This is a genomic window from Methylocaldum marinum (genome assembly GCF_003584645.1).
GTDB lineage: Bacteria > Pseudomonadota > Gammaproteobacteria > Methylococcales > Methylococcaceae > Methylocaldum > Methylocaldum marinum.
The window spans coordinates 4632822-4659360 of record NZ_AP017928.1 but is presented as its reverse complement, the minus strand read 5'-3'; the positions used below and the strand labels follow the sequence as shown (position 1 = coordinate 4659360).

Below are 26539 nucleotides of genomic sequence, written 5' to 3'. Positions count from 1 at the left end.
GAAATGAAAACGCTCTTGGATCACACCGAGCCTCCTGGCCAGATCGAAATCCGGCAAAGCACGACCTCCCAAGTTTCGACCTGACAATAACTTTCCCATTCGGTTCCCCGGCATTGCCGCTTGCTGCGATGCACGATGGCGCTGATGCGCACGTCTTCGATCTCGCCGGCGGGCATTTCGAACTTTTGCGACAGGCGTCCGACGATCAGCCCCCGCCGGTTCTTGAAAACCCAACGGTCATCGAGCCGGGCCAGGTGGAGCGGATCCCCGACCTTGAGCATGGCTATGGCCCGATGCACCGGGTCGGCGACGGGCTTGCGGCCGGCGAATCCGAGATCCACATGCGCCAAGCCCAATTGGACGTGGATTTTGTTCAACGCGGCCTGAGGTTCCGGGAGTTCCGCCGGCGGCGTTCTCACGATAAATTCGTCGTCCTCCAGTGCGCGGGAGAAGGGATTCGGCCGCGCGGCCGCCTCGCACAGCGTCAGGGTTTCCCGGGCGCGGGTCATGGCCACGTAGTAGAGACGACGTTCCTCGCCCGGCTCACCGTTTCGCCAATCGTCCCCGTCGAGGATTAGAACATGCTTAAACTCCCGCCCTTTCGCAGCGTGGACGGTGGTAAGCGTGATTCGTCCCGCCGCCCGGTGGCGGGATTCGCTGCCGTATTCGTAGATCCAGTCGAGAACCTGGCCGACCGGGATGGGCACACCTCGCCAGGCATCCTCGAGTTCCAGAATGCAATGTTCCAGCAGTTCCAGCCACGGGTTGTCCGCCGACCGGTCGAAGCGTTTTCGAAGCCATTCGCGTAAGGCGCCGTTCCGCAGAAGTTTGCGTTTGTGCGCGCGCAAGAGCTGGATGAGGCTTCTCCCTTCGCGGGTCTGGTGCAGCTCCGGCTGGCCGCCGGCTTGGCGCGTTTCGGCCAGCCGGTACGGAATCCCGGCCCACTCGCAATAGGCCCGGACCGGTTCCAGGGCGGCATGGGTACGGCCGAGGACCGCGAAATCGGACCAATCGGCGTTGGGAGCCAGCGCCTTCAAGCGTTCCAATTCGCGCATCGCGACCTGGGTTTCCCGATTCCGATCCGGCGGAACCACGAGAATATGAAGCCGGCCTTTCGCCACCGGGTCCAGCCGTTCCCAACGTCCGCCGCCCGGCTGGTCGCGGCGCGCGTGGTCGATCCGGATGGGGTAATCGGCTTTCAGGCGCTCGGGACTCCCCTGGATGACGGTGTTCGCGGCCGAGATGATGTGCGCGGTCGAGCGGTAGTTTTCGATGAGATATTCGGTCTCGGCCTCGTAATCGGCGGCGAAGCGGCGGATGAACTCGACATTCGCTTGGCGGAAGGCGTAGATGTTCTGATCGTCGTCGCCGACCGCCAGGATGGTCAGCTTCGCGTCCCGGTCCTTGAGGGTCCGGCCGGTCAGGGCACCGATCAGCCGGTATTGGAGCGCATCGCTGTCCTGGTACTCGTCGACCAAGACGAACCGATAGCCATGTAGCAGGCGCTCCCGCAATTCGTCCGGGTCGTCGCCGATCTCCGCGTTTCCTTCCAGGAGATCGATGGCCCTCTGCAAAATCTCGTCGAACACGATCTCCTGTCCCGCCTCGGCCGCGGCGGCCAGGCTGGTGCCGGTCAAACGCAGCGCGAGCGCGTGGTAGGTCAGCACGGTGACGCCGTAGGCATCATTGCCAACCAGAGCGTAAAGCCGGCGGCGGACCTCGTAGGCGGCGGCCCGGTTGAAGGTCAGGACGATGACGCTGTCCGGCGGGACTCTCGACACGCGCAGCAAATAGGCGACCCGGTGGACGATTACCCGGGTCTTGCCGGAACCGGGGCCGGCCAGGATCAGGCGGTTGACATCGGTCTTCTCCGATACCAGACGTTCCTGAACGGGATGACGAAGTTCGGAGACGATGCGGCGATAGGACTCTTCCGTGGTCGCGAGGTCCAGGATCTCCCGCCGGTTCGCGAAATATTCCCGGATGAAGCGCGTCTTGGGCCAGCTGAAATAGGCGGCCACGTAGGCGAGCGCATCGCCGAGTTTGTCCAGTCCCTTGCGGGCGTACTCCTGGATCACGTGAACCTGGAAGTTCTTTTCCCGGTAATGCTCCCAAAGCGGCTCGTAATCGCTTTGCACGAAGCGGCGCTTCGCATCTTCCGGAAGCAGGCGTAGGGTCATCGCGGAGCGGAACACCGTCCTGCCGCGATCGAGGATCAATACGTGATTGTCGTGGAGATAAAGCAGCCCCTGCTCCAGCGCGGCGGTGACATTTTTCAAGCGTCCGGCTAAAACCAGGTCCTCCTTGAGCACCCGGGTGAGTTCGCCCATACGGCATTCGACCCGGAGATCGACGCCTTTGAGGTCCGACGGGAGACGCCCGAGAAAATGTAGCAGCAGGCTCTGGGCGATATCCCGGCGCTTCGCGGCGATCTCCCGAATCTGCGCCCAGGACCGCCGGAGCCGGACGCGGAGATAATCCCGTTTCACCACGCGCACCTCGAACATGGCGCGCATCGCCTGCGACTCGCCGAAAGCTCGGCTCATGGTCCGCAGCAAGGTCAGAAGCTCGTCCGGCAGCAGCTCGCACTCGGTGCGCTGTCTCAACTCCTGGCACAGCTGGCGCAGGTGCATGTCCTGCCAGTCTTCCTGGTCCGCATCCGGCGCCAGCTCCGGCAGCAGATCCAGGAGTCCGGCCTCCAGTCGAGTCACACGCTGCAATCGATCCTGGGACGAATCCTTCACGCCTTTCCGCAGCAGCACCGTCATGCCGATATCGTTCGATAGGACCTGCAACTCTTCCAATTGATGCAGGATCCGTATGCACTCGTCGCTGGAAAGCCCGCTCTCGACCATCAGCGTATCGGTGCTGATGCCTTCGTCCGCGTCGGCGTTCAGAATGATTGCAACCAGATTCAGGTATTTCTTCCGAACCTCTTCTGAGAGATTGGCCTTACGCAGCCGTTTTTCGACCTCGTCGAGGGAGGCGACTTTCAGACTTGCCGGGAAGACGCGCGTATGGTTTTCGTCCCGCTCCAGAAACCGGCGGCGCTCCAGCCAGGCGATGGCGGTCTTCACCTTGGTGTCGGCGTCCGGGCTCTCCACCTCGATCGCGGTCTCCACGGCGTCCTCGGTCAGGATCTCGCCCGGCGTCACCACCACCTTTTCCGATTTGATCCGCTTCGAGCGCCGGCGCAAGACCTTGAGGATTTCGGCAATGTCCTGCCGCGTCAGGCGCGAGCGGGCGGCCAGGGAAAACTGGGTCTCGACATCCTCTTCGTCGTAGAGGAGAACGCAGCGGGCGTCGTCCCGGTCCCGTCCCGCGCGCCCCGCTTCCTGCAGGTAGTTTTCCAGGGAGCCCGGTATTTCCGCATGGATCACGACCCGAACATCCGGCTTGTCGACGCCCATGCCGAAGGCGTTGGTGGCGACGATCACGCGCAGTTCGCCGTCGATGAAGGCTTTCTGGACGTCCTTCTTGAGACCGGGGTCGAGCCCTGCGTGAAAATGCGCACACACCCAGCCCATGTCCTTCAGAAAGCCGGCGATTTCTTCCGCGCTGGCGCGCCTCGCGGTGAACACCACGGCCCCGCCCTGCTCCTCTTTGAGTTCTTTTTCAAGCAGGGTGTGGATCAACGGAAATTTCTCGGCCTTCTTGACCGGCAGGACTTCGAAATGAAGGTTCGTGCGCTCGTGCCCGCCTTCGAAGTGCCGCAGCGTAATGCCGAGGCCCTCGCGATAATGCGATTCGAGATCCTGCATGACGTCCAGTTTTGCGGTGGCCGTGAAGCAGTTGATGGGCGCGAGCGGGTCCCCGTAATGCTCGCGGATGAAGCGCGAGACGTAGAGATAATCCGTCCGAAAATCGTGCCCCCATTTCGAGAGGCAATGGGCCTCGTCGAATACCCAGGCACCGATCTGCCGGTGTTTGATCACTTCCGTGAAGCCGCGATTACGGAACTGTTCGGGCGACACCAGGAGTAGGCCGATGTCCCCGAGCCGAACCTTTTCCAGGACGTCCTTGCGCTCGGGCATGGACAGCAAGCCGTTCAGGGCGGCGCCACAAAAGATGCCCTGCCTGATCAGGTTGTCGACCTGATCCTTCATCAGGGACTGGAGCGGCGAGACGATGATGGTAAGGCTGCCGTCTCGCCAGTATCTCGACAGCGCGGGCAGTTGGTAACAAAGGGATTTGCCGCCGCCGGTCGGCAGAATCGCGAGCAGGTGTTCCCGCGCCATGCCGGCCTTCACGATGTCTTCCTGCAGCGATCCGCCGGCGGCATTTCGGGGTTCGGCTCGGAAGGCCGGGAAGTTGAAGAAGCGTTCGAGTTCGGCTCGGGCATCGTGATACCGGCTGCAATACGCGCAGTCGCTTCGGCCGCAGGCCGTGTCCCTAAGCTCCCGGATGAGTTCGCGGGTTCCGGGAACCTGATACAGGACCCAAGGCGGCAGAACGGAATTGCCGCCCGATACGCGCAGCCAGGCGAGGACATAGGCCAAAGGCAAGTGGCTGTCGGCCTGATCGAGATCCTCGGTGAGCAGCCGCCGGAGGCGCGTGGCACAGACCTTGGGGCCGGCGAGGTTCGGAAGAAAACGGCGTACCTCTTCGAGCCGCGGTTTCGGCGCCTCTCTCACGACGGAAAACAGGCGGTCGTAGTCGGCACCCGGAACCTTCGCCAGCAGATAGTGGTAACAGGCGAGTTCCTCGGGGCTCTGGACCTGGAGCTGCTCGAACGCGTCCATTTGGTCGCCGAACAGCCGAAAGCTCAACTGGGCGTCCTTGAGCGGATCGTTCCTGGAATCCTTGACGAGCTTGTAGTCCTTGACCAGGCTGTGATACGGGTTCTGCGGGAAAGCGAGCGGCGAGAGCCAGAGCGTATCCACGACGGGAAGCCCCAACAGCGCGAGATCGGGGAAGAGCGACTTCAGAACCGGCAGATCGTGCCCGGTGATATTGTGGCCCAGCAGGAAGGCCGCGCCGGCGCTCAGCCGGTCCAACTCCGCCCGCAGCTCGACGATCGCATACGAGCCTTGAAAATGGGCCTGTTGGCCGGTATCGGCACGCCACGCGCCAATCTTGGTAAGCTTGACCTCGGCGCCGACCGTGGTTTCGATGTCGAGGCACAGGGCTTTGGGGCGGAAGGAGGTTTTTGGGGACTGTTGCGCCATGCGTTCGTTCCACGCCTGAATTCGCCTTCTAACGCCAGTATAATAGACATTATCGGAAACCACCTTTCATAACCGGAACAGAGGAAAAGGCCGGCTATCAATAACTCTGGTTTCGGCAGTAGCTCCTGTAATTGTGCAGGCCGCAGGCCAATTCAATGACGACATCGTCGTAGCCTTCCTTGGTGTTCCTGAACACGTCTTTGACGACGCGGCACCGCTTGATTCCCGAGATGATGTGTTCGATGATCACGCGGATGCTTGAGTGGAGCCGGTTGGCCTCCTGGTCGTCGGCCGAAAGCCGGCCGTTGCGCGGCCTCTTCTTCGGCTGGTGGACTGTGACATTCGCCAGTTCGTGTCCCTGGAAGCCGCTGTCGCGATACAGCTCGACGCCGTCGGGGAACCGGGTCCCTTCTTCGTCGCAGATCTTCTTGTCGTGCTTCTTGCCCTCATGGGTCGAGCCCAAGTACTTGACCTGCCGGTCCTCCAGGCCGCCGACAAGGTTGTTCTTCACGGTGTGGCATTTTTTTTACCGCTGTAGTGGATGCGTTGCCCCAGGTCGTTGACGGGGCGGTTGATGCGCCTTTCCGTCCCGTCTATGCCCAAGTCCTGCCGCGTCTCCTGCTCCAGCCTGGACAGCATCTCCTCGGTGAGCCGGGGGGCTTGTGCCCGCGGGCGTCAAGTGTCTTGTTGAGCACCCTGCTCAACCGGTGGATCGTGAAGTTGGCCTGGGGTTGGCTCATGCCGAACAGATGCGCGATGACCTCTTGCAGAGGGTAGGTCTTCAGATAGAACAGGATGAACAGCAGCCGGTCGGCCATGCTCGCGATAATCGGCGGACGCCCTCCTTTAGTCAGGTTCCTGCCGGTTTCTTCGTCCCATGTCGCCGCAAAAGAAACCAAGAGTTCCTCAAACTCGGAGGCCTTCAGACTGGTCATGGCCATCAATGTCTTCGGCTTTTGCTTCACGTCTTCGTAGGAAAGCATACTCTTGCCCTTAGTTCTCTTAGAACTCTTCGTTATTCAATGACAGACTGTCATGCTAGTTTCCGATAATGTCTAATAAGTAGTTGGGCGACTTCGGGGGAACGGGACTACACTTTATGTCTTACATTCTCGAACGCACATAGTAGTGACGTTTGTTGTCACGTTGGATCAAAGGAGAAACTCAAATGGCTAATGGCCCATTCGTATATACTAAAGTAGAGAGTTTAGAGGGAAAGCCGAAGGTATTCGGCGGGGAATGTGCTGGCTTAGTGCAGTGGCACACAAAGGCCGGTAAGGCCGGCACTTGGCGAGAAGGCATCAAGGTACGTGGAAACGGCGACAAAATTAGAGTTGTACCTGATGCTAATGCATGGTATTGATGGCCCACTTGTTTCTCAAACAAATCCGAATATAAAAACCTTCCGTGATCTACGACAAATTTAGCCAAATAACCGATGACCGCATCGTGGCATCGTTGATTGGAATGCCCAAGGCGAAGTTCACAGCCCTCGTCAAAGTATTCGAGTCGGCCGCTCTCGCCATCGATCGAGAGCGTGTCGAAAAGGGCGAGATAAAACACGTCAAACAGGGCGGCCCTAAAGGTTACAGCGTTTTCAACTTCAAAAAAATACACTAAAAACAAATTTATTATTAAAAATCACCAACTTATAGAATTTTACCTGTATTTTCATGGCCATAAAAACGCTGTATCTTGATTCTTACGAGAAAAAGCTGTTTTTCGTTTTGTACTATCTGAAAACCTATCCCACTTTTGACGTTCTGGGCTTTCATTTCGGTTTCAGTGGCGGACATGCCCATGCCCACATCGACCGGTTGCTGCCGGTTTTGGGACGAGCGCTGACAAGCCTCAACGTCATGCCGGAGCGCACGCTAACAACCCCAGAAGAATTCTCTCAACTCATTGATCAATATAAGAACATAGCGATCGATAGCGTGGAGGTCGCTTGCGTTCGACCCCAAGATGAAACTGAACAGGAAAAGCGTTACAGCGGAAAAAAAAAGACATACGCTCAAATCCCTCGTAATCTCCGACTTTAATCGAAGGATATTGTTTTTGTGCTGCATTGTGGCAGGCAGCGTACATGACTACACACTCATGAAAGACGTCTTCACACCGGGTTCAGCGTGGTTCGAGAAGGTCAATTTATGGCTTGACTTAGGATTTCTGGGGGCTGACAAAGATTATCAAAGCACCCAAATATATCTACCCCACAAGAAACCTAGAAAATCCAAGAAAAACCCTAATCCGACATTGACGCCTGAGCAGAAGAAACAGAACAGAAAACAAGCCGCCACGCGGGTCATCGTTGAGCATGCCATCGGTGGCATGAAGTTCTTCCACTGCTTGATGCATCGGATTAGAAATCATCTGGGTCACTTCGTGGATTATTTTTTCTCACTTTCCGCCGGGCTTTGGAACTACAAAATCTGTTGATTTACAATTGTTTAGCATCTGAAACAACTCTATTGAGAAGGGTACTGCAGTCGCAACCTTCGTTGATGGTAAATACCCCAATGAATCTCATGGAAACCACGCTGCACTATATATCTCCCAAGACGGTTCTGGGGTATGGGTAATGGACCAGTGGAGTACAAAGCCTTCGATCTCAAAACGTAAAATGCTCTTTAAAGGGAAAAACAGTGACGGCACGTACAAAGATCCAAGCAACAACGGAGATGCTCTCTCGGTGATTATCCATGAATAGTGAAACGCTCGCGTATTTTTGTTTTGTCATTATGATTCTCACTCACGCTTGTAGCACACACGCGGAGGATGTCTATCGTTGTCCTCCTGAGGTTTCGGTATCTTGGAGCATTCCGGCTCCGCCAACTGGATGGGATGTGTCAGGCGCTCAAGAAGGTCCGAGAGTTGCGCACTACTTGGTTTCAGTAACCTTTAGTGACGGGCCGCCTGAAAATGGCGCATTTCTCCGGCCAGCGCTAACGCGTGAGGTAGAGGTCGACGGTGGGAGCGTGGTTATCGAGAGATATGAATTTTCCGACCGTGTGAATCCGACAATTTGGCTGGTCTGTAGGTACGGAAATACTCCGGCAACTCTGACTAAAAGCATCCCTGCGGAAATGGAATCTTGTGAGGTGAAGCGTCCGAAAGATTTGTCTGAACAAGAAGTACGTTGTCGCTGAGGAGGTGCTCTCCTCCGGATACATACGAATGCACATCGCCCAACAAAGCGCTGCACCGGACGGCAATTCCGCTGCGCTCCATTGCCGCCAGTGAGCTTTAGCGGTCGGGAGTCTTTTCCAGGCGTCATGCCCCGACCGAGCGTCCGCGTCGGCAAAGGATTGCCGACCTACGCCGAGCTGCCTTGTAGGTCGGGAATCCTTTCCCGACGTCACGTCCCGGCCGAGCGTCCGCTACACTACGCCACCTTGTAGGTCGGGAATCCTTTCCCGACGCCGTGCCCCGACCGAGCGTCCGCGTCGGCAAGGGATTGCCGGCCTACACTACGCCACCTTGTAGGTCGGGAATCCTTTCCCGACGTCACGTCCCGGCCGAGCGTCTGCGTCGGCAAGGGATTCGCGACATTACGCCGCTCGGCCCGCGGTTTGTCTCTTGATTTCCAGGACGGTATCTATCACTGCGGTCGCTCCACGCGTTCGTTCAAAGGGACTGAAACGTCTGTTGGTCTCGAAGTCGGGCCGCCAAATTCGTGAGCCGCCGCGAGGAGGTCCGTCGCCGAACCGCCATCGCCAACGCTTTCGGCTGCGCAATGAGGACGACCAGCCGCTTGCCGCGGGTCACTCCAGTGTAGACCAGATTCCGCTCGAGCAGGGTGTAATGCTGCAGCGCCAGGGGAATCACCACGGCCGGATATTCGGAGCCCTGCGCCTTGTGTATGCTCGCCGCGTACGCCAGCGACACTTCGTCGAGTTCCCCGAAATCGTAGGTCACGTCGCGGCCATCGTAGTCGACCATCACCTGGCCTTCCTCGATATCGATCCCGACGATCTTCCCGATATCGCCGTTGAACACCTCCTTGTCGTAATTGTTGACCCGCTGCATCACCTTGTCGCCCGGCGCAAAGATGTTCCCGAAGCGGGCCAGCCTGGGTTCGCTCGCACCGTTCAGGCGCTGCTGCAACGCCACGTTGAGCGCCCGAACGCCGAGTCCGCCCCGGTTCATCGGCGTCAGCACCTGAAGGTCTCCGATCGGGTCGAGCTGAAATTTCCTCGGAATCCTTACCGTCACCACCTCGATCAGCGTATCGAACAGCGCCTCCGGGGTTTCGGCCTCGATGACATAAAAATCGCTGGCTTCGCCCGGCGGGGTCTTGATCGGCCGCTGCCCCTGGTTGATCCGATGGGCGTTGACGATGATCCTGGAGGTTTGCGCCTGGCGGAAAATCTCGGTCAGGCGGACGGTCGGAATCGCGCCGGATTCGATGAGATCGGCGAGCACCGCGCCGGGACCGACCGAGGGCAACTGATCGACGTCGCCCACGATCAGGAGTCCCGCGGCCGTCGGAATGGCCTTGAGCAGCTGATACATCAGCACGACGTCCATCATCGAGGCCTCGTCGATCACCACCAGATCGGCGTCCAGGGGTCGCTGCTCGGTGCGGGTGAAGGCGAAAGCCTTGGGATCGAATTCGAGCAGCCGGTGCACGGTCTTCGCCTCCAGGCCGGTGGATTCGGTGAGCCGCTTGGCGGCGCGTCCGGTGGGCGCGCACAACAACACCCGCGCTTTCTTGGCCCTCAGAATCTTGAGCAGGCTGTTGACCAGGGTCGTCTTGCCGACCCCGGGACCGCCGGTGATGATTGCCGCCTTGCTCGTCGTCACCAGGCGAACCGCCTCGCGCTGCGAATCCGAGAGATTCAGCCCGGTCTTCCCTTCGACCCAGGTTATGGCCTTGTCCGCGTCGATCTCGCCCCAGGGCGGCGGCCCTTCGAGCAGCCGCCGGAGTTGCTTCGCGCAGCCCGACTCGGCGCGATGGAGGCCGGCGAGATACAGGGCCTCGCGTTCGCCGACGGCTTCGCCGATCAACTGGCCTTCTTCGAGTTCGCCATCGATCGCCTCGACGATGGTTTCCTCGCGGATCTCCAGCAAAGGCACGGCCATCTCGACCAACTGGTCCCGATAGGCGGCGCAATGCCCCTGCTCCGACCACTGCTGCAACACGTGGCGGACGCCGGCTTGCGCCCGTATGAGGGAATCGGCCGGAATCCCCAGCCGCTGCGCCAGGACATCCGCCGTCTTGAAGCCGATGCCGTGAATATCCAGCGCCAGGCGATAGGGATTCTCGGTCACCTTGAGAATGGCTTCGTCGCCGTAGGTCTTGTAAATCCGGACCGCTCGCGAGGTGCCGACGCCGTGGGACTGGAGAAACACCATGATGTCCCGGATCACCTTCTGTTCGGCCCAGGCGGCGGTGATCCGCGCCCGCCGCTTAGGGCCTATGCCTTCGACCTCCGAGAGGCGCTCCGGCGTCTGCTCGATGATGTCGAACACCGCTTCCCCGAAAGCCCTGACCAGCTTCCGGGCGAAATGGGGACCGATGCCTTTCACCATGCCCGAGCCCAGATACTTTTCGATACCTTCCAGGGAACTCGGCGGAATCACCCGAAGCTGTCGCGCCTTGAACTGCAAGCCGTGCTCGCGGTCGTTGACCCAGGCGCCGATACACTCGATCTGCTCGCCCGCGGTGACCGAAGCGGCGCTGCCCACCACCGTCACCAGATCGCGCTGGCCCCGAACCTTGACCCGCAGCACGCAAAAGCCCGTGGCATCGCTGTGAAAGGTCACGCGCTCTATGGTGCCGCTGAGATGTTCGGTTTCCGGGAAAGAGGACGGCGACGACATGGCAGACGGGATGATGTGAATACGGCTCCTCGCGGCCGAGTAAGCGACGCCACCGTTTGACGATGGCGATTTTCGTATTATCCCCGAGCTTGAGCGTATTGTGGTTACGGTTTCTTTTACTTTGAAAAATCGTGGTTAGAGACCTCGAACGATGCGGTTGGTACCTCACCGCATCCTACGACGTCGCACGTTCCGGTTCGCTCCCGGCGAACGGGTGCACGGAAGCGCCGCACGAAGGGGCCGCACACGGATCGTGCGGCATGAACCGCATCGTTCGAGGTTTTTCGGATGACGGGCTGCCGCTCGGCGGTCATTTGTGGCAGTATTGGATCACCCAAGTTCAGGCTGCTATCGGTATGGACTTCATCATCATCACCGGCGATCAAGCCCTCTTTGATACGTCCTTCGCGCCCGCGACGGTGATCGCCCCGCCGGGTGTGATCACCGGCACGTCGAAAGAAAAAATCAACGGATCGATCGTCTGCGCCGTGGGCGACGAGGCGTCCGTGGTGGTTGCGGGAGCTGCCTATGTTACGCCGTCGTTTCCCATCCCCGGTGTGGGAACTCTGACCATCGAAAGCCTGGGGGCGGACCAGCAGGCGCAAAAGGGAAAAACCGGGGGGCGGGCGGCGATTCTGAAAGGGACGAAATTTCGCGCCCGGTTCCAGGTCAACGTTCCGGCGCAAGTCGTTCAACCGACGGGAACGGTTTTCGATCCGAACCCGGTGTACTCCGGTACGGGCAGCTTCATCACGACCAACACGCATGTGCGGGCGGAGTAGGTAAATCCGGCATGCATGCACTCACTTTTGCAATTTGGGGTTCAATTTGCGCGGCACCGGCTCCGGGTGGTGGTGGCACCATTTTGTAGCCTGCTCGGCCAGATAGTAATAACTGCTGCCTGGCCCGGAGAGGTCGGGTGAGCCCGGGTTCATCAGGATACGCTCCACTGCTCCACGAATCTTCACGCGCTCGTGATCGGCAAAGGCAATTGGGTCGTCCAGCGCTTGGCCTATAAACCGCGTCATCAATTCGAAGCTTTCGTCCCAGTTTTCGTTCCCGTTCCGATAGGCTTCATCCGTAATCTTTCCGATGCATCTGAGTAGCTCGCCCTGAACCGTATCGGCTTGGCCGCGTTGCGGAACAAGCTTCTCCCATAGTCGCCGGTAATCCTGTGTCCAGTCCTGATTACTCATCTTGCCGGCCGCCCTCGCCGAAAGATTTCCCGCTAAATTTGCGCAGCAGCGATATTGTCCTCTCATCCCCCATTTCCTCCGCCAAACTAAGCGGTGACGACGATCCCCACTTATCCTCAGCGCTAGGGTCGGCACCAGCTTCCAGGAGAAGTCGTAAGACTTCCGCCGATGCACCGGACATGAGTGTTCGCCACAGTGGCGTGGTTCCGTCTTCATCACGCGGATCGGCTGCGGCCCCCGCCTCCAAGAGAGTACGCACTGCCTCCGCCTTCTGGTCCTGGCCCGCGAAATGCAGCGCGGTCCACCCGCTGTGGTCGGCTGCGTTGACGTCGGCTCCCCGCGCGACGAGAAGCTTCATGGTTTCCGGTCTTGGGTGCTCAGCCAGCACCGCATGCATGAGCGGAGTACGACCGTCGTCGTCGCGTAAATTGACATTGCCAGGGGATAAGCCCGCAGCCAGCTTGGCCGTGTCCTCGCGGTAAATCGCCTTAAGAATGCTTTTAAGGTTCATTTCTGCTCGAACTCATGGCTGATATTCCTGGCTGGGTCTTCGATCTGGAACCACTGCGGATGCGCGTTGACCCAGTCGTTGAATTGCCCCTGGGTCATCCCTTTAGCCTGAGCCTGCTTCACCAATCGACGATGCTCATGCCCCTTCTTGTGACCGAAGTGATACGGGCCGGCCTTCGGAATGATCAGGCGCGGAGGATTGGGATCAATGAATCCATTTCGCGTTGTCGGTGCCGCGGCTATGATGGCGGCTTTCGTGGCCTCGCGCAACGCGGGCCGTTCGAGTTCTCTGCCGCGGGTTTCCTCCCGGTACGCGGCTTCGACTGCGGACGCAATACGTGATCCGGACGCCCGAGCGTTAAAAATGGCTGCTTTGATCAATTGATTCGGCTTCGCATAATCGCCGGCACCGGCATCTATTTGACCCTTTACCCTCGTGATTTGTCCCGGTGTGGCGTGTGGATCGACGCGCTGCACTCCCCCGACCACTAAGGGCTCCATCGCCTGACCGAAAGCGTGGCTGGCCAGCACCGGCTTCTGGATGAAGACGCCGGCTGGCGGGATGTTTGCGATTTCGCCCTTGGCCCTTTCCCACTTCCTAATGCCTGGATTGGTTTCCCCGAGGGTCACGACCGATGCCCGCACATCGTCCCTGGCCGCCGAGTGGCAGGCGGTGATCTGTTTGCTGAACTTCTTCTCAAGCGATACGGAAACTTTGCGCGCGACCTTCGTGCCAGGACTCAGCGCCACGTCTATGTCGATATCCTCGTCTCGCTCGACCCCCTCGGGCGTCTGGTCGAGAATCGTGATCTTGATCGTGTTCTTCTTAAGCTTCGGCTGGTACTTCGCTTTTAATGCCTGCGCTAATTTGTTCGTCTCCTCTATGGCTTTAGTGGGATCGTCTGCCGCGGCGGGTCTCTTGAGAGCACTGATAATCAAGCGTTTTGCTTTCTTCGGTGAGAGGCTTCGATCTTTTCCCTTATCCGCTTTTTTCCCCTTACCCTTTTTGACCTTACCCAATAGCTTTTTGATCGTCTTCTTCAGCTTCTGGAACAGCGCGGTAATCGCTTTGGTGGCGGGCTTGCGGATCGCCTTGAAGATCTTCTGGATCTTGCCCACCACGCCGCCGATTCCGATCAACGCCCCGACGAAGCCCAATACCACCGGCAGCAGGCGCTTCAGCAAGTTGTTGATGGCATTGGCGACCACACCGACCTGACCCTGCAGGATGGCCATGGCCGTACCCGCGATCGTGCTGACCAATTCGGCGAGTTGGGCGGCGTTGTCGCGGAACCAGAGAACCACGTCGATGATGGTCGCCACGATCGTGACGACCGTGCCGACGCCCCCGCTCACCAGGCCGGAGATAATGCCCAGCACCTTTTTGATGCCGGCGATCACGAGTCCTTCCGCGATCGCCTTGCCGGCTTCGCCGAGCACCTGCTCCTTCATCTGTTCGAATTCGGATTGCAAATAGCGGAACAGGCCGGCCGGTCCTTCGGAAGCCAGGATGCCGAAAATCTCCTTGATCTTCTCGGCACCCGCTTCACCCTTTTCGATCAGGGCGACGACCGGGGCGCCGAGCACTTTGCGGGCGATGTTCTTGATGTTCGCCACGCCCAGCCCGACCAGTTCGAGCAGGAAGCCGATGATGCCCTTGGCGTCGAAGCTGCTCGGCAGGGCGATCCCGGCGCCGCCCAGGTTGCCGGTGAGCCACTGGACGACGGCGCTCTTGATGTTCTCGCCGATCTCGCTCATGAACATCGTCAGGCCCTGGATGATGCCCTGGCCGAGATTGCTCAGAAACTGTCCGGGGTCCTTGATGATGCGATGGGCCGCATCCCCGACGATGGCGGCGAGTTTTTCGATCCAGCCGACGACCGCATCCTTGAGCGTGTGATAGGCATCCTCGGCATGCTCCAGGAAGTTCTTGTATTTCTCGCGGATCGCATCCTCGGCCGCCTTGGCTTCCTCTAAGGCCTGGACGTAGCGCTTGGCGAGGCTCTGAACGATCTCGCCTTCCTTCTTCCTGATCTCGGATTCCAGGCTCCGGAACTTGTCGTTCATCTCCTCGGATTTCTGCTGCTTGAAATCCTCGAGATCGCTGCCGAGCGCGTCGAGCTTCTGCTGGACCTCGGTCTTGCCCGTTTCGACCAGCTTGCGCGCGTCCTTCAGGCCGGTATCCACCAGGTCGGCGACGTTGCCGATCGCGACGCGGAGATCCGCGACGAAAGTCGCGCGTCCCTCTGCGTAGAAATCCTGAACTTCCGGGGGCGGTTCGTCGAACAGCGCCTCGTTCAGCCACTCCAGCGCCGTTTCGTACCAGGCCTTTTTATGGGCCTCGGCATTGGTGTCGATGAACGCGGTGAACTTGCTGACGGCGGCGTCGGCCTCGCGCCCGAAAGTGTTTGCCACGTCCTTGTCGAGCTGTTCCAGCCGCGTTTTCACCTTGGACTGGGTCGACGTAAAGACGGCATCGATTTCCCGGGCCGCCACTTCGCGCTTGAGTTCGTTCTCCGTCTTGGTCTGCTGCTGCCCGGTTCCGACGTCGCCGAACTTTCCGGAGCGCTCGCCGAACATCGCGGCGACGCCCGACTGCCCGGCGGAAGTAGCGTCGCCGCGGGCGGACTCCAGGACCGACGCTTCCCGGTCTCGGTACTCGGCGGGCAGCTGTTCCGATGCCTCGGAGAGCGAGTCCTGGGCCGCGGCCGCCGCCTTGAGTTCGGGGTCGTCGTGCTTGTCCATGAACTCGCGGGTGATACACGCTTCCTTGAGGATGTTCTCGGTGCGTACGGTATCGGGCCGCAGATCGAATTCCGAGGCGGTCTTCGGCGGCGGCATTGCCCGGTCGGCGCGCACGCTGCCCGGCTGGGCGCCCGGCGGTTCGACCTCGAGCGCCGTGGGCGTGCGCGGCGATTCACCGGGTGCGGGCTCCTCGGCCGCGGCGTCTTCCAGCGGTCCCTGGCTGTTGTCCTGGGCGGCGTCCACCTCGCCGGTGACGGCGTTCTTTACCTCGGCGGCTTTGTTACGCTGGCGGAACTTGAACACGTCGTCGAGCGTGGCCGGCGCGATCTTTTCGACTTCGGCGAGCACTTTTTCGATGAAGGCGGTCTTGTCGAAAGCCGGGGGATTGGCCGCCTCGGCGTCCATCTTGCCGACCTGATCCTTTTGCGCATGGCTCTGCTTTTCGCCCTCCTTCACTTCGGCCGCGGCATTGGCTCCCTCGGACTTCTCTTCACCCGGACCGTGCTGCGACTGGTTCTCGGCCCGGTTCTCGACCCGGTTTTCCGCCTTCTGAAAAGCGGGGTCCTCGGCCGGTGATGCCGGCGAAGGGGCGACCTCCACTTCCGGAACCGGGTCGGCCGGCGGACAATCGTCCGCCAGGCGCTGCACCAGGTCGCCCCCCCGGCCTCGCGCCTCGCCTCTCTGCTGCAATACGTGGGAAATCTCGTGGGCGATCAGATGCCGGCCGGCGCCGGATTCCGGTCGATACTGGCCGGCGCCGAAAACGATGTGTTCGCCGCGGGTGAATGCCTTGGCGCCGAGCGAGCGGGCGAGCCGCAAGGCCCGTGCGTCATCGTGCAGGCGAATACCGGTCAAATCGGCTCCGAAACGGGGCTCCATGAATCGGCGCAGCGAATCCGGGACGGCCCGGCCGCCGGCGCCCGTGACCGCGGCCAACTCGGCGGACAATGCTGCGCCGGGCTGCGGCGGAGCGCCGGCTGCAACGGCTTTCCGCTGCACCTTGACCTCTTCGGCGACTTCTTCGGCAGACGGCTCTTGCGGGACTTGCTCGGCGTCCGGATCTTCGTCGATCGCGGGTCTTGCGAGCGCGGGATCGTCGGTGCCCGCTTGCTCGCCCAGTCCCGCGGCGGAAGCCGGTTCGCTCTCGACTGCGGGAGCTGCGTCGGCAAGCGCCAGGGCATCGCTCTCGATGGCGGTCGGCGGCTGTTGGGCGCGCGGCCCGGCTGAAGCCGGGGCGGCAACGGCCTCGTCGGGCGCCGGAGCCGCTTCGACCGGCGCCGCCGCCGGCTCGACGATCGCCGCATTCGCCGCTTCGAACGCCGGCGGTAATGCCGTCGCAACGATCAGCCGTTCTTCATTCGCAGGCCCCGGAGCTTCCTCCCCGGCCATGGGCAGCTCGCGGGAATGCGCGAATAAAGTCTGTTCCGTGTCGCGGCGGGTGAGGCTCCAGCGTGCCGCAGCGGCGCCTCCCCGCGGGTTCAGATGGAATTCCAGGGTGTAGCCGCCGGCCTCGACGATCCGCGTGACCGACGCCGCTTCGGTTTCGTCGAGCAGTTCCGTCAAGACGCGCCCGGACTCGCCCTGAAGCGCGATTCGGAGCAATTCGTCGACGATGCGGAGTACCGCCGGCGAAACCACCGATCCCCCGATCTCGAACAATTCCCGGAGTTCCTCGCGTGCGGCCTCCGGGCTGCGCTTCGGCGCCGCGCCGGCGCCGTCCTCGTGCAATACTTCCCGCTGCACGCTGTGCAAACCGCCCCGCTGCTGCAAGACATGGGTCAGCTCATGGGCGATCAGCCGCTGCCCCTGTTCGACTCCCGGACGGTATTCGCCGGCGCCGAAAACGATATGCTTGCCGACGGTGAACGCACGGGCATTGGCATTGCGGGCCAGCTCGGCGGCGTCGGGGCCGGCGTGCACCCGGACATCGCCGAAGCTGCGCCCGAACCGCGGTTCGAGGAAAGCGCGCAAGGGATCGGGCAGCGGCTGGCCGCGGCCGCGGCGAAGCAAGCGAAAATCGGTTTCAAATCGGGGAGTGATCCGCGGTCGCCGCGGATGCCTGGCGCGCTGCTGGACCGGCTCATCTTCCTCCTCGGCGGTTCGCCGCTGAAGGGCGGAAGCCCGGGCCTGCTCGTCTTCGTCCCGGCCCTCCTCCTGCCGCTGAAGCGAGGACGTTTGCACCGGCTCCTCTTCTTTTTCCTCCTGCCGCTGGCGCGAGAGCGTCTGCGCTTCTTGCTCTTCCGTTTCCTCCCCCGTCTCCGGCCGCTGCATGGCGGCGGTCGGCTGTTCCTGTTCCTCCTCTTCCTTCATCTCCTGCCGCTGCATGGAAGCTTCCGGCTCCTCCGCTTCTTCATCCCCCCGTTCCCGTTGCAGCGAAGCGGTCTGCGCCGACTCCTCCGGGTCCTGATCCGGCGCTTCCCGGCGCTGCAGGGCGGAGGTCTGCGCCCGGTTTTCTTCGGGCTCCTCGTCCTGCCGCCATTGCAGTGCGAAGGTTTGAGCCTGCTCCTCTTCGTCCGTCTCCTGACGCTGGAGAGGGGATTTTCGTTCGCCCTCCTCCCGATCCGGCCGGCTGCGTTCGCCGGGCCGAGGGTTCGGCTCCGGCATGCTCATCACACGGTTGGCGATGCGGTCGGCTTCGCGTTCGTACGCATCGTCGGGATCGTTGACGCGCAGCTTGGGCTGCAGGGCGCCGATCGCGACGGATTCGGGGCTGTCCGGCCGGCGCGCGCGCTTCCCCCGTGCCTTGCTGCCCGGGCCGGTGTTCGCCGCGTTCTTCGCGGCGGCTTTCGCTTTCGGACCTGCCAGTGCCGGCATGCTTACACCTCGTCACCTGTTTCGCGACGCTCGGAACGGCCCTTCGAGCTCCACCATGAAGTCGGTGAAGCGCTGGGTCGCGTGCACCTTTTTCCAGCCGCCCCTCGCCATCAGCTTCATCATCGGCATGTTGTCGGCAGCCACCCGACAGCCGACCTTGCCTTTCCGATAGTACTGCGCGGAGAGCAGTTCGCCGAACTTCAGGATCAGCCCCTGTCCGCGCAACGACGGAATGAGAAAAGCGGACACGATCCACAGGATGGGCTCGCGGCCGCGCCCGAGGTCAATCGTGTCCTCGCGTATCGCCAGGTATCCCACGCGTTGGGAATCCATGAGCAGGATGAAGGATTGCACCCGCCGTGATCTCGGCGCCGGCAGCCCCAGATGCGCCGCCCAGGATTGCAGCCAGGGCAAATCCCCGGCCGCGGCCGGGCGGGCCGACAAGCCGGCGTTCGCGGTCCGGGCCTCCGCGGCCGGCGCCCGGGCCGCGGGAGATGCCTGCCGGTCCGCCGTGCGGCTGATGATACGCTTGTCCGGAATGGCGGCTCCTCGGATCATGCTGGTCTCCTCATGTTTCGCAAACCCCGTGCCGGTAGGTACGCATCCGGCGAAGCAGATCTTCTTCGCTTCGAATCCTGGCCTCCAGGCGATCCACCGGCTCGCCGCGGCGGACGGCCCGCTCCAGCTTGCTGCGCAGCGCCCTCAGGTGCCCCTCGAGGTCCTGTTCGACCCGGTTCCCGATACCGTTCCGGTTGATTTTCGGTGCGTCCATCGTTCTGCCCTAGCCGCGCGCCGCGAACCATCTCAGGATGGGCGGAATAAACGGACCGCCGCCCTCGGGTCCCAGGCCGAGACAGGTGTCGCACAGTGTCACGAACAGTTGCCGGGCGGTCTGATGTATGGTTTCGACCGACACCAGATCCTCCGGGCTCGATTCCAAGGCCGGCCGCAGCCAGACCAGATTGCCGCGGTGGACGCGGAACGGGTCCTTGTCGTTGGCGGGTCCGCCGCCCTCGCCTTCCACGCCGTGGCAGGTCGCCGAAAAGCTCATGTGGGTGGTGATGTTGTGGCTGGCCGACACCATGAAGCCGCCGAGTGCGAGCAAGGAGATCAGGGCATCGTTCACCCCTTCGGCCACGCGGTTGTGGGAAACCTGGGTGGTCGCCCCCACCGCGACCACCTGGGCGGATATGCGCGGCTGGCGGTTGAATTGGGTGCCGTTCTTCTTTTTCAGGCCCGGGTCTTCCACGTTCAGCGCGAACTGGTTGCCGTGCAGGGTCACGGCGTCGAGGCTGCAAATGCCGACCGAGAAGCCGGAAGCGAGACCGGCGGCGGCGTTGCTCGCCTCCACCCAGCGCAGGATGACGTGATTGTTGTTGAACAGCACCGGACCGCCTTGTCCGATGATGCCCCCGCCTTCTCCCGGCGCTCCCACACCGCCGCCGCCCTGGTCGTCGCCGGGCTGGCGCGCCAGATATTCGGGGGTGCGCGGCGGAAAGCTCCAGCGATTGGGCGAGGGTTCGCCCGCGGGCAAGTCTATGGATTCCCAGGGAATGCCGGCATTGACGATCGCCACCGTATGCGCCGTGCTCGCCTGCTGCGCGGTGGCGTTGTTGCCGAGCGAGAGCAGATAGTTGTCCTCGATCGTCACGGGACCGGTGGTGCGCGCGGCCAGCGCCGGTCCGTTCGGGTGCTCGACGGTGTTGCCGATCACCCGTAGCGAGCTGCCGAGGGTGTCCGACTGGTCCTGGGTAGCGCGGTTGGACGCGATGCCCGCCAGCGAGACGGCGATGCCCGCGCGCATGCTCGAGATCGACGGAATCGAGGCCGGCTGCCGAAGCCCGTTATTCTGGATGCGATTGCCCTCGATCACGATATCGTTGCCGAAGATGACGCAAACGCCGGCGATCGGCTCCGGATCGGTGGTTCCGTTGTCGTAGATGTCGTTGTCGCGGATCGCGATGTGCTCGCCGTCCACCAGCACGATCCCGGCCGGCGGAATCGAGGAGACCAGGAACTGCCCGAACACCTCCTCTTCGCCCGCCGAGAGCTTCTTGGTCTTCTGCACCGGCGAGTTCGACGCCAGGGTCCGCGATTGCACCACGCAGTTGAAGATGCGGTTCCGCTCTATCGTGATGCGGTCGACCGTAATCATGTCCTGCCCGCCGTCGTCGTCCAGGGAAAGCGTGGTCAGCACCGAAATGCCGTTGCCCTGCATGGACTCGATCCGGTTGTCGCCGATCAGGATATCGTCCAGATCGCCGGCGGTCTCCGGGTCGAAACGAACATGGTTGACCGACACCGGCTGAACCGCCGCTTGCAGCGGTGCGCAAGGATCGAAGGTGTTCTGTACGCCGGTGCCGGCGCCGAAGTGGGTGGTGGTGGTGGTGGTGGTCGTCGTCGTCGTGGTGGTTTCGGCGATCCATTCCAGGCTGCCCAGCGTGATACCGTGGCCGAGCCCGCCCACGATGCGGTTTCGCCGGACCTGCACGCGGCGCGAGCCGCCGCCGATCTGCAGCCCGCCCCAGGCGGTAAAGGCGTCGTCGGTGCGGGCGGTTTCGATCCGGCAGTTCTCCACGCGAATGTCTTCTCCGCGCACGAACATGCCGGCCTCGTCGCTCACCGAGCCGCGCGTGTTCGACTCGCATTCGCGAATCAGCGCCCGGCGGCCGCGGCGGACGTCGATGGCCGTTCGGGCCTGCCCGCCGATGCCGGCGCGTTCGTCCGCGATCACGTGCAGCCGTTCCAGCACCAGGTCGTCGGCAACCGGTTCGGCGTCGAGTGCCTCGCGCCCGGCCAACACCCCGATCTGGCCGCGGGTCTCGAGGGAGAGGTCGCGGATAGAGACCCGCGGCGCGAGCACATGGACGAGCGCCGGACCGGTGTCGCCGGCCGGCGTTCGTAGTCTTGTCTGTAGCCCGCAGCCTTCCACGACCACATCGTCGCGCTCGATGCGAACCGTCTCGGCATAGGTCCCCGGCAGCACGCAGACCTTGCCGCCTTCCGCCGGCAGCCCGTCGATGGCGGCCTGGATCGACAGGTAGTCGCCCCGCGAACCGACGCCGTCGCCGACCGTGAGCGTGCAGCACCCGCCGCGGTCCACCAGCGGCTTGAAGAGCCTCCGGCAGTCGTGGATCGACTCGACCACCTCGGTATTCTCGTGTTCGCCCGGCCCCGGCGGCCGCAACCTGATGAGCGAGAGCGGCGTGTAAAAATGGCGCGGTCCGTGCGGCGGAACGCCGCCGCCCCGGGTCAGATTCCACGGCGTGATCTGCTGCGGCGTGTTCGGCCGCACGGTAACCACCCAGTAATCGCCCGGCCGGCCGCCGCCGCTGAACTCCGGGAGCAGGCCCTGGCGGCGCAGCAGGGTATGGTTGTCGGGGCCGGCCGCGGTGTCGAGCAAAACCTCGTCGTTCTCCGAGTCCAAACGATGCCAGACGCGCAGGTAAAGGTAGCGGCCGTCGGGGTCGGCGTCGTTGGGCAGCCACGGGAGATCGGGATGCGCGGCATCCCATTGCCGGACCAGGCCGTCGAGCAGCGGCAGGTCCGCCTCGGCGATGCGAAACGAGCCGTCGTCGGGATCGAAACCTTCCGCAACGCGCAGGAACACGCCGACTTCGGCCGCGACCTTTTCCGTGTTGTCGAGCAGGGCGGCCCAGGGCAAAAACTCGACCACGGTGTCGGCCAGGGGCCAGCGGGCCTCGTCGCGCGGTTCCGTGATCATGCGCACCGGAACCCGGCCGTCCGCGGCCTCGCCGAGTTCGACGCGGTACAGCGGGGAGGCGTTGTCGAATCCCCAGACATAGCGGTCCGGCGCCGCCAACATGATGCAAACGGTTTGGTTGTCGGCCCCCAGATAGCGCCCCACGTCGTCCGGAGCACAGGGCGCGCAGGGGTCCAGCGCTTCGCCCGGGACGAAGCGGATGCGCAGGCGGGCCGGCGACAGCAGCTCGTGGCCCGATTCGTCGAACACGCCCCCGGTTTCGGCCTCGATCTGCTGGCGGACCTCCGCCCAGGCCGCCGTACAGTCCTCGTCATTGTCCACTTCGCGAACTTCCACGCGCGCCATCCGCCGCTTGCGGGTCGAGGTGTCGATTCCGCCCAGGGCGCGCTCCCGGATTTCCCGGTCCTCGGCGGCGGTCACGTCCTGCTGCCAGCCGCGGAGATAAGCGAGTTGCGCATGCGTGGTTCCGGGCTGCGGCCGAGGCGCGTACGCGGCGTCCATTTGCAGGAAGTCGCGCTGAAACGCGATCGGGTCGCCGCCGGTCTCGTCGTTGAGCGTGCGTTCCGCGTGCTCGAAGCGCAGCCCCGCGACATAAATCGAACCGGGACGAATGCGGTAGTTCAGCGTGGCTATCGCCGGCTCGCCGTTGAACGAGACGGGCTGAATCGTGACCTCGTCGCCGATCGCGAGGTCCGCGGCAAAACCGGCGTCCGGGCTGCCGGTGGGCCCCACGATGTGGAGCAAGGCCTTGCGGCGCTCTTCGTCGGCGAGTTCGGCTGCTTCGTTGAAATCCGAGTCGAGCACCACCCGGCCCTGCTGCATGCGCGCGCCGACGTAATGCTTTTCGGGCTGGATGAGGAGACGGGTAATGTCGGCGTTTGTCATAGTTGTGCACCGCGAACGACGGTGAAATCGTAAGTTGTTATTCCGGGGGTGCGCCCGAACAGAATCGAGCACAAGCGCTTGAGGTCCGCCATTACCGGCTCGGCCGGCGATTCGCACCGGCCCCCCGGCGGCCGGAACCAGACCAGGTTGTCTTCGCTTAGAAAATAATCCGGATTTCCGTGATTGGCGCAGCCGAACACGGCCGGACAGTGGGTGAGATGATTGTCCGCGCACGCGGTCAACATCGGCGCCATCGCCGCGAGCGAGATCTGCGCCGCCTCCAGGGTCTCCGCGACGCGGTTGACGGCAACGTCCGCCGTGAGGCCGATCGCCGTCACCTGCGGAAGCGTGGAGGGTTTCGGACTGCGCGCCGCGAACTGGTTGCCGGTCACGGCGACATGGTCGAAGGAGACCAGCCATGCGCCGAAACCGCCCTCGGGCGGCGTGCCGGCGCCGTTGGTGGTGACCTGGTTGCCGCTGAACGAGAGGGCGCCGCCATCGCCTTCCGGCCATTCCTGGGCGCGGCCGTTCAGGTATTCCCGGGAACCCTCCGGCTGCTGCCATCGGTCCGGGTTCGGCTCGCCCTCGGGAAGATCGACCGCCTCCCAGGGCTTGCCGGCCGCAACGACCAGCACCGTCGGTCCGGGGATGTCCGGGTTCGGCTCGTACGAGTGGAAGTGATTGCCCGTGATGCGGCAGGCGCCCTGTGACAGCACGAAAGCCGCCGGCGCTCCGCGCTGATCGACCACATTCCGCCGCAGGTGAATATTGCGCGGACTGTGCTCGGTCACCACGCCCCCTCGCCTTGCGATCTCCGGGGCCGCTACCACGATACCGCCCCGGAATCGGGGGCCGAAGTTCCCGTCCCCGCCGGACTTCAGGGCACCGTTGCCGCGGATTCGGTTCGCGACGATCGTCACATATTCGCCGTGCGCCACGCAGGTGCCGCAAACCGGCGCGTCGAGCCCGGCTCCGTTTCCTTCGACGAGGTTGCCGCGCAGCGTGGCCCGGATCGCGTCCGAGAGCACGATGCCGCCGAACGCCGCCCGTTCGCCCTTGTTATCCATCGGCTGGCGGAGGTTGTCGAGGATGCGATTGCTCTCGATCACGAGATTCCTCGCCGCGAACGTGGTTCGACGGTAGCACAGGGGCGGCCCGGTCACGCGCTCGTCATGGTCCACATCGAGCGCCGGGGAGGAAATGCCGCTCCCGCCGACGCCCTCGACATGATTGTCCGAGATGACCAGGTCTTCAATGGCGGGCTGCGGCTCCGGAAAAAATTCCGTGCTGCCGTTGCCGTCCGGGTCGCCGATGACCCCGATCGGCCGGATGATGCCGGTCAGGGCGAAAGGAGGCTCCGGATTCGACTGCCCGCGCCCGGCGCCCTCGACATCGAGCCGGCTGCCGTCCAGCGCACGAAACGCGACGCTGCCCAGGGTGATGCCATGCCCGCGTCCGCCGCGGATGAGATTGCCGCGTATCTCGATGTCGCGCGAACCTCCGGCGATTTGAATACCGCCCCAGGCATAGCTGAAGTGATCGTCTCCGGCCGGGAGCGTCTCGATGCTGTTGTCCTCGATCAGCGCCCCGCCGGGGGTGTCGACGTAAATCGCGGCGTGATTGCTGAAAGCCCCGCTCATCTCGACCCGGCAGCGGGTGATCCGCACATCGCCGGTGCCGGCGACATGGATGGCGCTCATCGGCCCGGCGGTCTCGCTGGCCGCTGCGGTGAGATCGATCCGGCCAAGTTCGACGCGGCTTCCGCCCGCCATGCGAATGCCGATCTGCCCGCGCGCTTCGATGGCCAGATCGCGAATGCCGATGTTGCCGCCGTCCGCCGCCGGTTCGAGGCTGACCAGGACTTTACCGGCGGCGCTCTCGGGCGATGCGATCCGGGTGCGCCCGCCGCAGCCGGTCACCACGACATTGCTTTTCCCGGCGATGCGGATTTCCTCCGGGTAGACGCCGGGTCTCACGCAGATCCGCCCGCCGCTTACCGGCAGCGCGTCCAGCGCGGCCTGGATGGTGTCGAAATCGCCGCCGGGACCGACCTGATACGTGCAGCAGCCGCGCTCGGTCAGCGCCGGCAGCGTGGGCCGGCAGTCCTCGATCGCGATCACCCGGTGGGCAAAACCGCTCGCCGAGCGCCAGGCCACCAGGCTGATCGGCGCCACGACCTCGCGCGGCCCGTGCGGCGGCAAGCCGCCTTCCAGCATGATTTCGCGCGGCAGGATTTCGTCCGGCGCTTCCGGGCGCACGGCGATGGTCCAGAAGTCCCCGGGACGTCCGCGCCCGGTGAATACCGGAACCAGGCCGGTTTGCCCCAGCGCCTGGCCGGACGAGGTCGGGATGGTGAGCGGGGCATCGGGCGGCTTCAGGTGCCAGACCCGCATGTAGAGATAAGCCACGAAACCTTCCGAGCCGCCTTCCGTGGGATTGAGCTGGCCGGCGTACGGGTGACTATCGTCCCAGCGCAGCGCGAAACCGTCTTCCAGGGAACCGGTCCCGGACTTGAGATTCGCGACCGCCGCCGCCTCGGCCTTGGAATCGGTCCTGCCCTCGCCGACGCCGATTTGCAGCGCGGCGCCGGACGCGAGCCGCACGTGAAACGTTCGCGCCGCAGCATCGTAGGGACCGTCGGCTTCGGCGAAGAAGCCCGCGCGCGCGGCGATCCGCTCGTTCTTGACGGTTTCTCCGGCGATCTTGCCGCCCTGCGGCTGGCCGTTTTCGATCAGCGCTTCCCAGGGCAGGAACTCGACCACGGTGTTCTGGCGCGGGTAATGATGGGTATCCCTGGGCGGGGTCAGCATCTCGATGCGCGCGCCGCCCGCCCCGTCGAGCACCAGCCGGACGCGGTACAGCGGAGCCGCGTTGTCGAAGGCCCACACGTAGCGATCCGGCGCGGCCAGCATGATACGGATGGTTTGGCTCTCGCTCCCCAGGTAACGTCCTTCGAGAGCCGGTTTGCACGGCCCGCACGCGACCGCGGGCTCACCCCGGAACGTCATCCTGAGGCGAGCATTCGAGCGCAGCTCGCAGGTGGCGGGGTCGTAGGAAACCGTATCGCCGTTGCCCAGGTCTTCCAGTACTTCCTCGAACGCCGCGGCGCAATCCGTCGACTGCACCCCGCGGACCTCCACCCGCCGGACCCGGCGGACCCGCGTCGCCGCATCGGCGCCTCCCAGCGCGGGCTCCAGGATTTCGCCGTCCTCGATCGCCGTGACCGGCTGTTCCCAGCCGCGCAGATAAGCGAGCTGGCGCTGTTCGCCGATGGCCGCCCGCGGCGCCGTCGCCGCGCCCATCTGGAGAAACTCGCGCTGAAAAATCACCGACTCCGAGTCGCTCTGCTCCCATAAGACCCCGCCGAGGTACATGGCGCCGGGCCTCAGCGTGTAGTCGAGAACGAAGGCCCGGGAAAACGCGCCGAAGCGCACCAGTTTTGCATCGACGACGTCGCCGACCTTTAAAGCCGGCAGAAACCCGTTGTCCGGGCTGGCAGCCGGCCCGATCGCATCGAGCAGCGCTGCGCGCAAATCGTCGCTGTGGGCTTCGGCGTTTTCGTTGAAGTCCGAATCGAGCAGCGGACGCCCCTGCTGAAGGCGCGCGCCGGCGTAGTGCTTTCCCGGCTGGTTCAGATAGCGGCTGATGTCCGGATTCGCCATAACTGTTTC

Annotated in this window: 16 protein-coding genes and 1 pseudogene; 6 read left to right on the top strand and 11 right to left on the bottom strand. The window is 63.0% G+C overall.

All coding sequences use genetic code 11. The features are described 5' to 3' along the window. Positions 1–20 precede the first annotated feature (20 nt). From sS8_RS20780 to sS8_RS20770, 3 genes and pseudogenes are all read right to left on the bottom strand, one after another. Positions 21–5168, bottom strand: a complete 5148-nt coding sequence (locus sS8_RS20780) for a RecQ family ATP-dependent DNA helicase (RefSeq protein ID WP_119631438.1) — start codon at positions 5166–5168, stop codon at positions 21–23. Between the two features lie 97 nt (positions 5169–5265). Next, positions 5266–5682 (bottom strand): annotated as a pseudogene (locus sS8_RS20775) (transposase family protein); the annotation flags it as partial. A 79-nt stretch (positions 5683–5761) separates the two neighbouring features. Beyond that, positions 5762–6151, bottom strand: coding sequence for a helix-turn-helix domain-containing protein (locus sS8_RS20770; RefSeq protein ID WP_119631437.1), 390 nt, complete (start codon positions 6149–6151; stop codon positions 5762–5764). A gap of 424 nt (positions 6152–6575) precedes the next feature. Between sS8_RS20770 and sS8_RS20765 the strand changes: the two genes are divergently transcribed. The 5 genes from sS8_RS20765 to sS8_RS30055 are packed head-to-tail and all read left to right on the top strand — an operon-like array spanning position 6576 to position 8317. Next, complete coding sequence (locus sS8_RS20765) at positions 6576–6788, top strand: hypothetical protein (RefSeq protein WP_119631436.1); 213 nt, start codon at positions 6576–6578, stop codon at positions 6786–6788. Between the two features lie 53 nt (positions 6789–6841). Beyond that, positions 6842–7210: a helix-turn-helix domain-containing protein gene (locus tag sS8_RS20760; RefSeq protein WP_119631435.1), complete on the top strand. Its 369-nt coding sequence runs from the start codon at positions 6842–6844 to the stop codon at positions 7208–7210. Further along, the gene (locus tag sS8_RS20755; RefSeq protein WP_119631434.1) at positions 7134–7607 is read left to right on the top strand and encodes a transposase family protein; all 474 of its coding nucleotides are present in this window, start codon (positions 7134–7136) and stop codon (positions 7605–7607) included. Before sS8_RS20760 ends, sS8_RS20755 begins: the two co-directional genes overlap by 77 nt. A 31-nt stretch (positions 7608–7638) precedes the next feature. Then, positions 7639–7878, top strand: coding sequence for a BPSL0067 family protein (locus sS8_RS30060; protein ID WP_119631433.1), 240 nt, complete (start codon positions 7639–7641; stop codon positions 7876–7878). Then, positions 7871–8317, top strand: a complete 447-nt coding sequence (locus sS8_RS30055; RefSeq protein WP_408631153.1) for an STY0301 family protein — start codon at positions 7871–7873, stop codon at positions 8315–8317. Before sS8_RS30060 ends, sS8_RS30055 begins: the two co-directional genes overlap by 8 nt. A gap of 478 nt (positions 8318–8795) precedes the next feature. Here the strand turns inward: sS8_RS30055 and recD2 are convergent, their stop codons facing one another. Then, positions 8796–10994, bottom strand: coding sequence for an SF1B family DNA helicase RecD2 (gene recD2 / locus sS8_RS20745; protein ID WP_119631432.1), 2199 nt, complete (start codon positions 10992–10994; stop codon positions 8796–8798). Positions 10995–11254: 260 nt separating this feature from the next. Between recD2 and sS8_RS20740 the strand changes: the two genes are divergently transcribed. Further along, complete coding sequence (locus tag sS8_RS20740) at positions 11255–11776, top strand: hypothetical protein (protein WP_197716591.1); 522 nt, start codon at positions 11255–11257, stop codon at positions 11774–11776. 21 nt (positions 11777–11797) lie between these two features. Here sS8_RS20740 and sS8_RS20735 read toward each other — a convergent pair whose 3' ends face one another. From sS8_RS20735 to sS8_RS20705, 7 genes are read right to left on the bottom strand one after another with little or no spacing between them, the layout of a single operon-like run. Beyond that, entirely contained in the window at positions 11798–12190 is a 393-nt protein-coding gene (locus sS8_RS20735; RefSeq protein ID WP_119631431.1) for a hypothetical protein, read from the bottom strand. Continuing rightward, positions 12183–12701 (bottom strand): ankyrin repeat domain-containing protein, encoded by a 519-nt coding sequence (locus sS8_RS20730; RefSeq protein ID WP_119631430.1) that lies wholly within the window; start codon positions 12699–12701, stop codon positions 12183–12185. Before sS8_RS20730 ends, sS8_RS20735 begins: the two co-directional genes overlap by 8 nt. Continuing rightward, positions 12698–18259 carry an eCIS core domain-containing protein gene (locus sS8_RS20725; RefSeq protein ID WP_119631429.1) on the bottom strand — a complete coding sequence of 1854 codons (5562 nt, stop codon included), beginning with the start codon at positions 18257–18259 and terminating at the stop codon, positions 12698–12700. The genes sS8_RS20730 and sS8_RS20725 overlap by 4 nt, the downstream gene beginning before the upstream one ends. A 12-nt stretch (positions 18260–18271) precedes the next feature. Beyond that, positions 18272–18817 carry a hypothetical protein gene (locus sS8_RS28310; protein WP_170160881.1) on the bottom strand — a complete coding sequence of 182 codons (546 nt, stop codon included), beginning with the start codon at positions 18815–18817 and terminating at the stop codon, positions 18272–18274. Between the two features lie 10 nt (positions 18818–18827). Further along, positions 18828–19031 (bottom strand): hypothetical protein, encoded by a 204-nt coding sequence (locus tag sS8_RS28305; RefSeq protein ID WP_170160880.1) that lies wholly within the window; start codon positions 19029–19031, stop codon positions 18828–18830. A gap of 9 nt (positions 19032–19040) precedes the next feature. Further along, positions 19041–22868: a right-handed parallel beta-helix repeat-containing protein gene (locus sS8_RS20710; protein ID WP_170161196.1), complete on the bottom strand. Its 3828-nt coding sequence runs from the start codon at positions 22866–22868 to the stop codon at positions 19041–19043. Further along, positions 22865–26530 carry a DUF6519 domain-containing protein gene (locus sS8_RS20705; RefSeq protein WP_119631425.1) on the bottom strand — a complete coding sequence of 1222 codons (3666 nt, stop codon included), beginning with the start codon at positions 26528–26530 and terminating at the stop codon, positions 22865–22867. Before sS8_RS20705 ends, sS8_RS20710 begins: the two co-directional genes overlap by 4 nt. Between the last annotated feature and the right edge of the window lie 9 nt (positions 26531–26539).

Excerpts from the sequence above, each read along its gene's own strand:
- recD2 (WP_119631432.1), bottom strand. The coding sequence starts at position 10,994 with ATGTCGTCGCCGTCCTCTTTCCCGGAAACCGAACATCTCAGCGGCACC.
- sS8_RS30055 (WP_408631153.1), top strand. The coding sequence starts at position 7,871 with ATGAATAGTGAAACGCTCGCGTATTTTTGTTTTGTCATTATGATTCTC.
- sS8_RS28305 (WP_170160880.1), bottom strand. The coding sequence starts at position 19,031 with ATGGACGCACCGAAAATCAACCGGAACGGTATCGGGAACCGGGTCGAA.
- sS8_RS20705 (WP_119631425.1), bottom strand. The coding sequence starts at position 26,530 with ATGGCGAATCCGGACATCAGCCGCTATCTGAACCAGCCGGGAAAGCAC.
- sS8_RS20740 (WP_197716591.1), top strand. The coding sequence starts at position 11,255 with ATGAACCGCATCGTTCGAGGTTTTTCGGATGACGGGCTGCCGCTCGGC.
- sS8_RS20780 (WP_119631438.1), bottom strand. The coding sequence starts at position 5,168 with ATGGCGCAACAGTCCCCAAAAACCTCCTTCCGCCCCAAAGCCCTGTGC.
- sS8_RS20725 (WP_119631429.1), bottom strand. The coding sequence starts at position 18,259 with ATGCCGGCACTGGCAGGTCCGAAAGCGAAAGCCGCCGCGAAGAACGCG.
- sS8_RS20730 (WP_119631430.1), bottom strand. The coding sequence starts at position 12,701 with ATGAACCTTAAAAGCATTCTTAAGGCGATTTACCGCGAGGACACGGCC.
- sS8_RS20755 (WP_119631434.1), top strand. The coding sequence starts at position 7,134 with ATGAAACTGAACAGGAAAAGCGTTACAGCGGAAAAAAAAAGACATACG.
- sS8_RS20710 (WP_170161196.1), bottom strand. The coding sequence starts at position 22,868 with ATGACAAACGCCGACATTACCCGTCTCCTCATCCAGCCCGAAAAGCAT.
- sS8_RS28310 (WP_170160881.1), bottom strand. The coding sequence starts at position 18,817 with ATGATCCGAGGAGCCGCCATTCCGGACAAGCGTATCATCAGCCGCACG.
- sS8_RS20735 (WP_119631431.1), bottom strand. The coding sequence starts at position 12,190 with ATGAGTAATCAGGACTGGACACAGGATTACCGGCGACTATGGGAGAAG.
- sS8_RS20770 (WP_119631437.1), bottom strand. The coding sequence starts at position 6,151 with ATGCTTTCCTACGAAGACGTGAAGCAAAAGCCGAAGACATTGATGGCC.
- sS8_RS20760 (WP_119631435.1), top strand. The coding sequence starts at position 6,842 with ATGGCCATAAAAACGCTGTATCTTGATTCTTACGAGAAAAAGCTGTTT.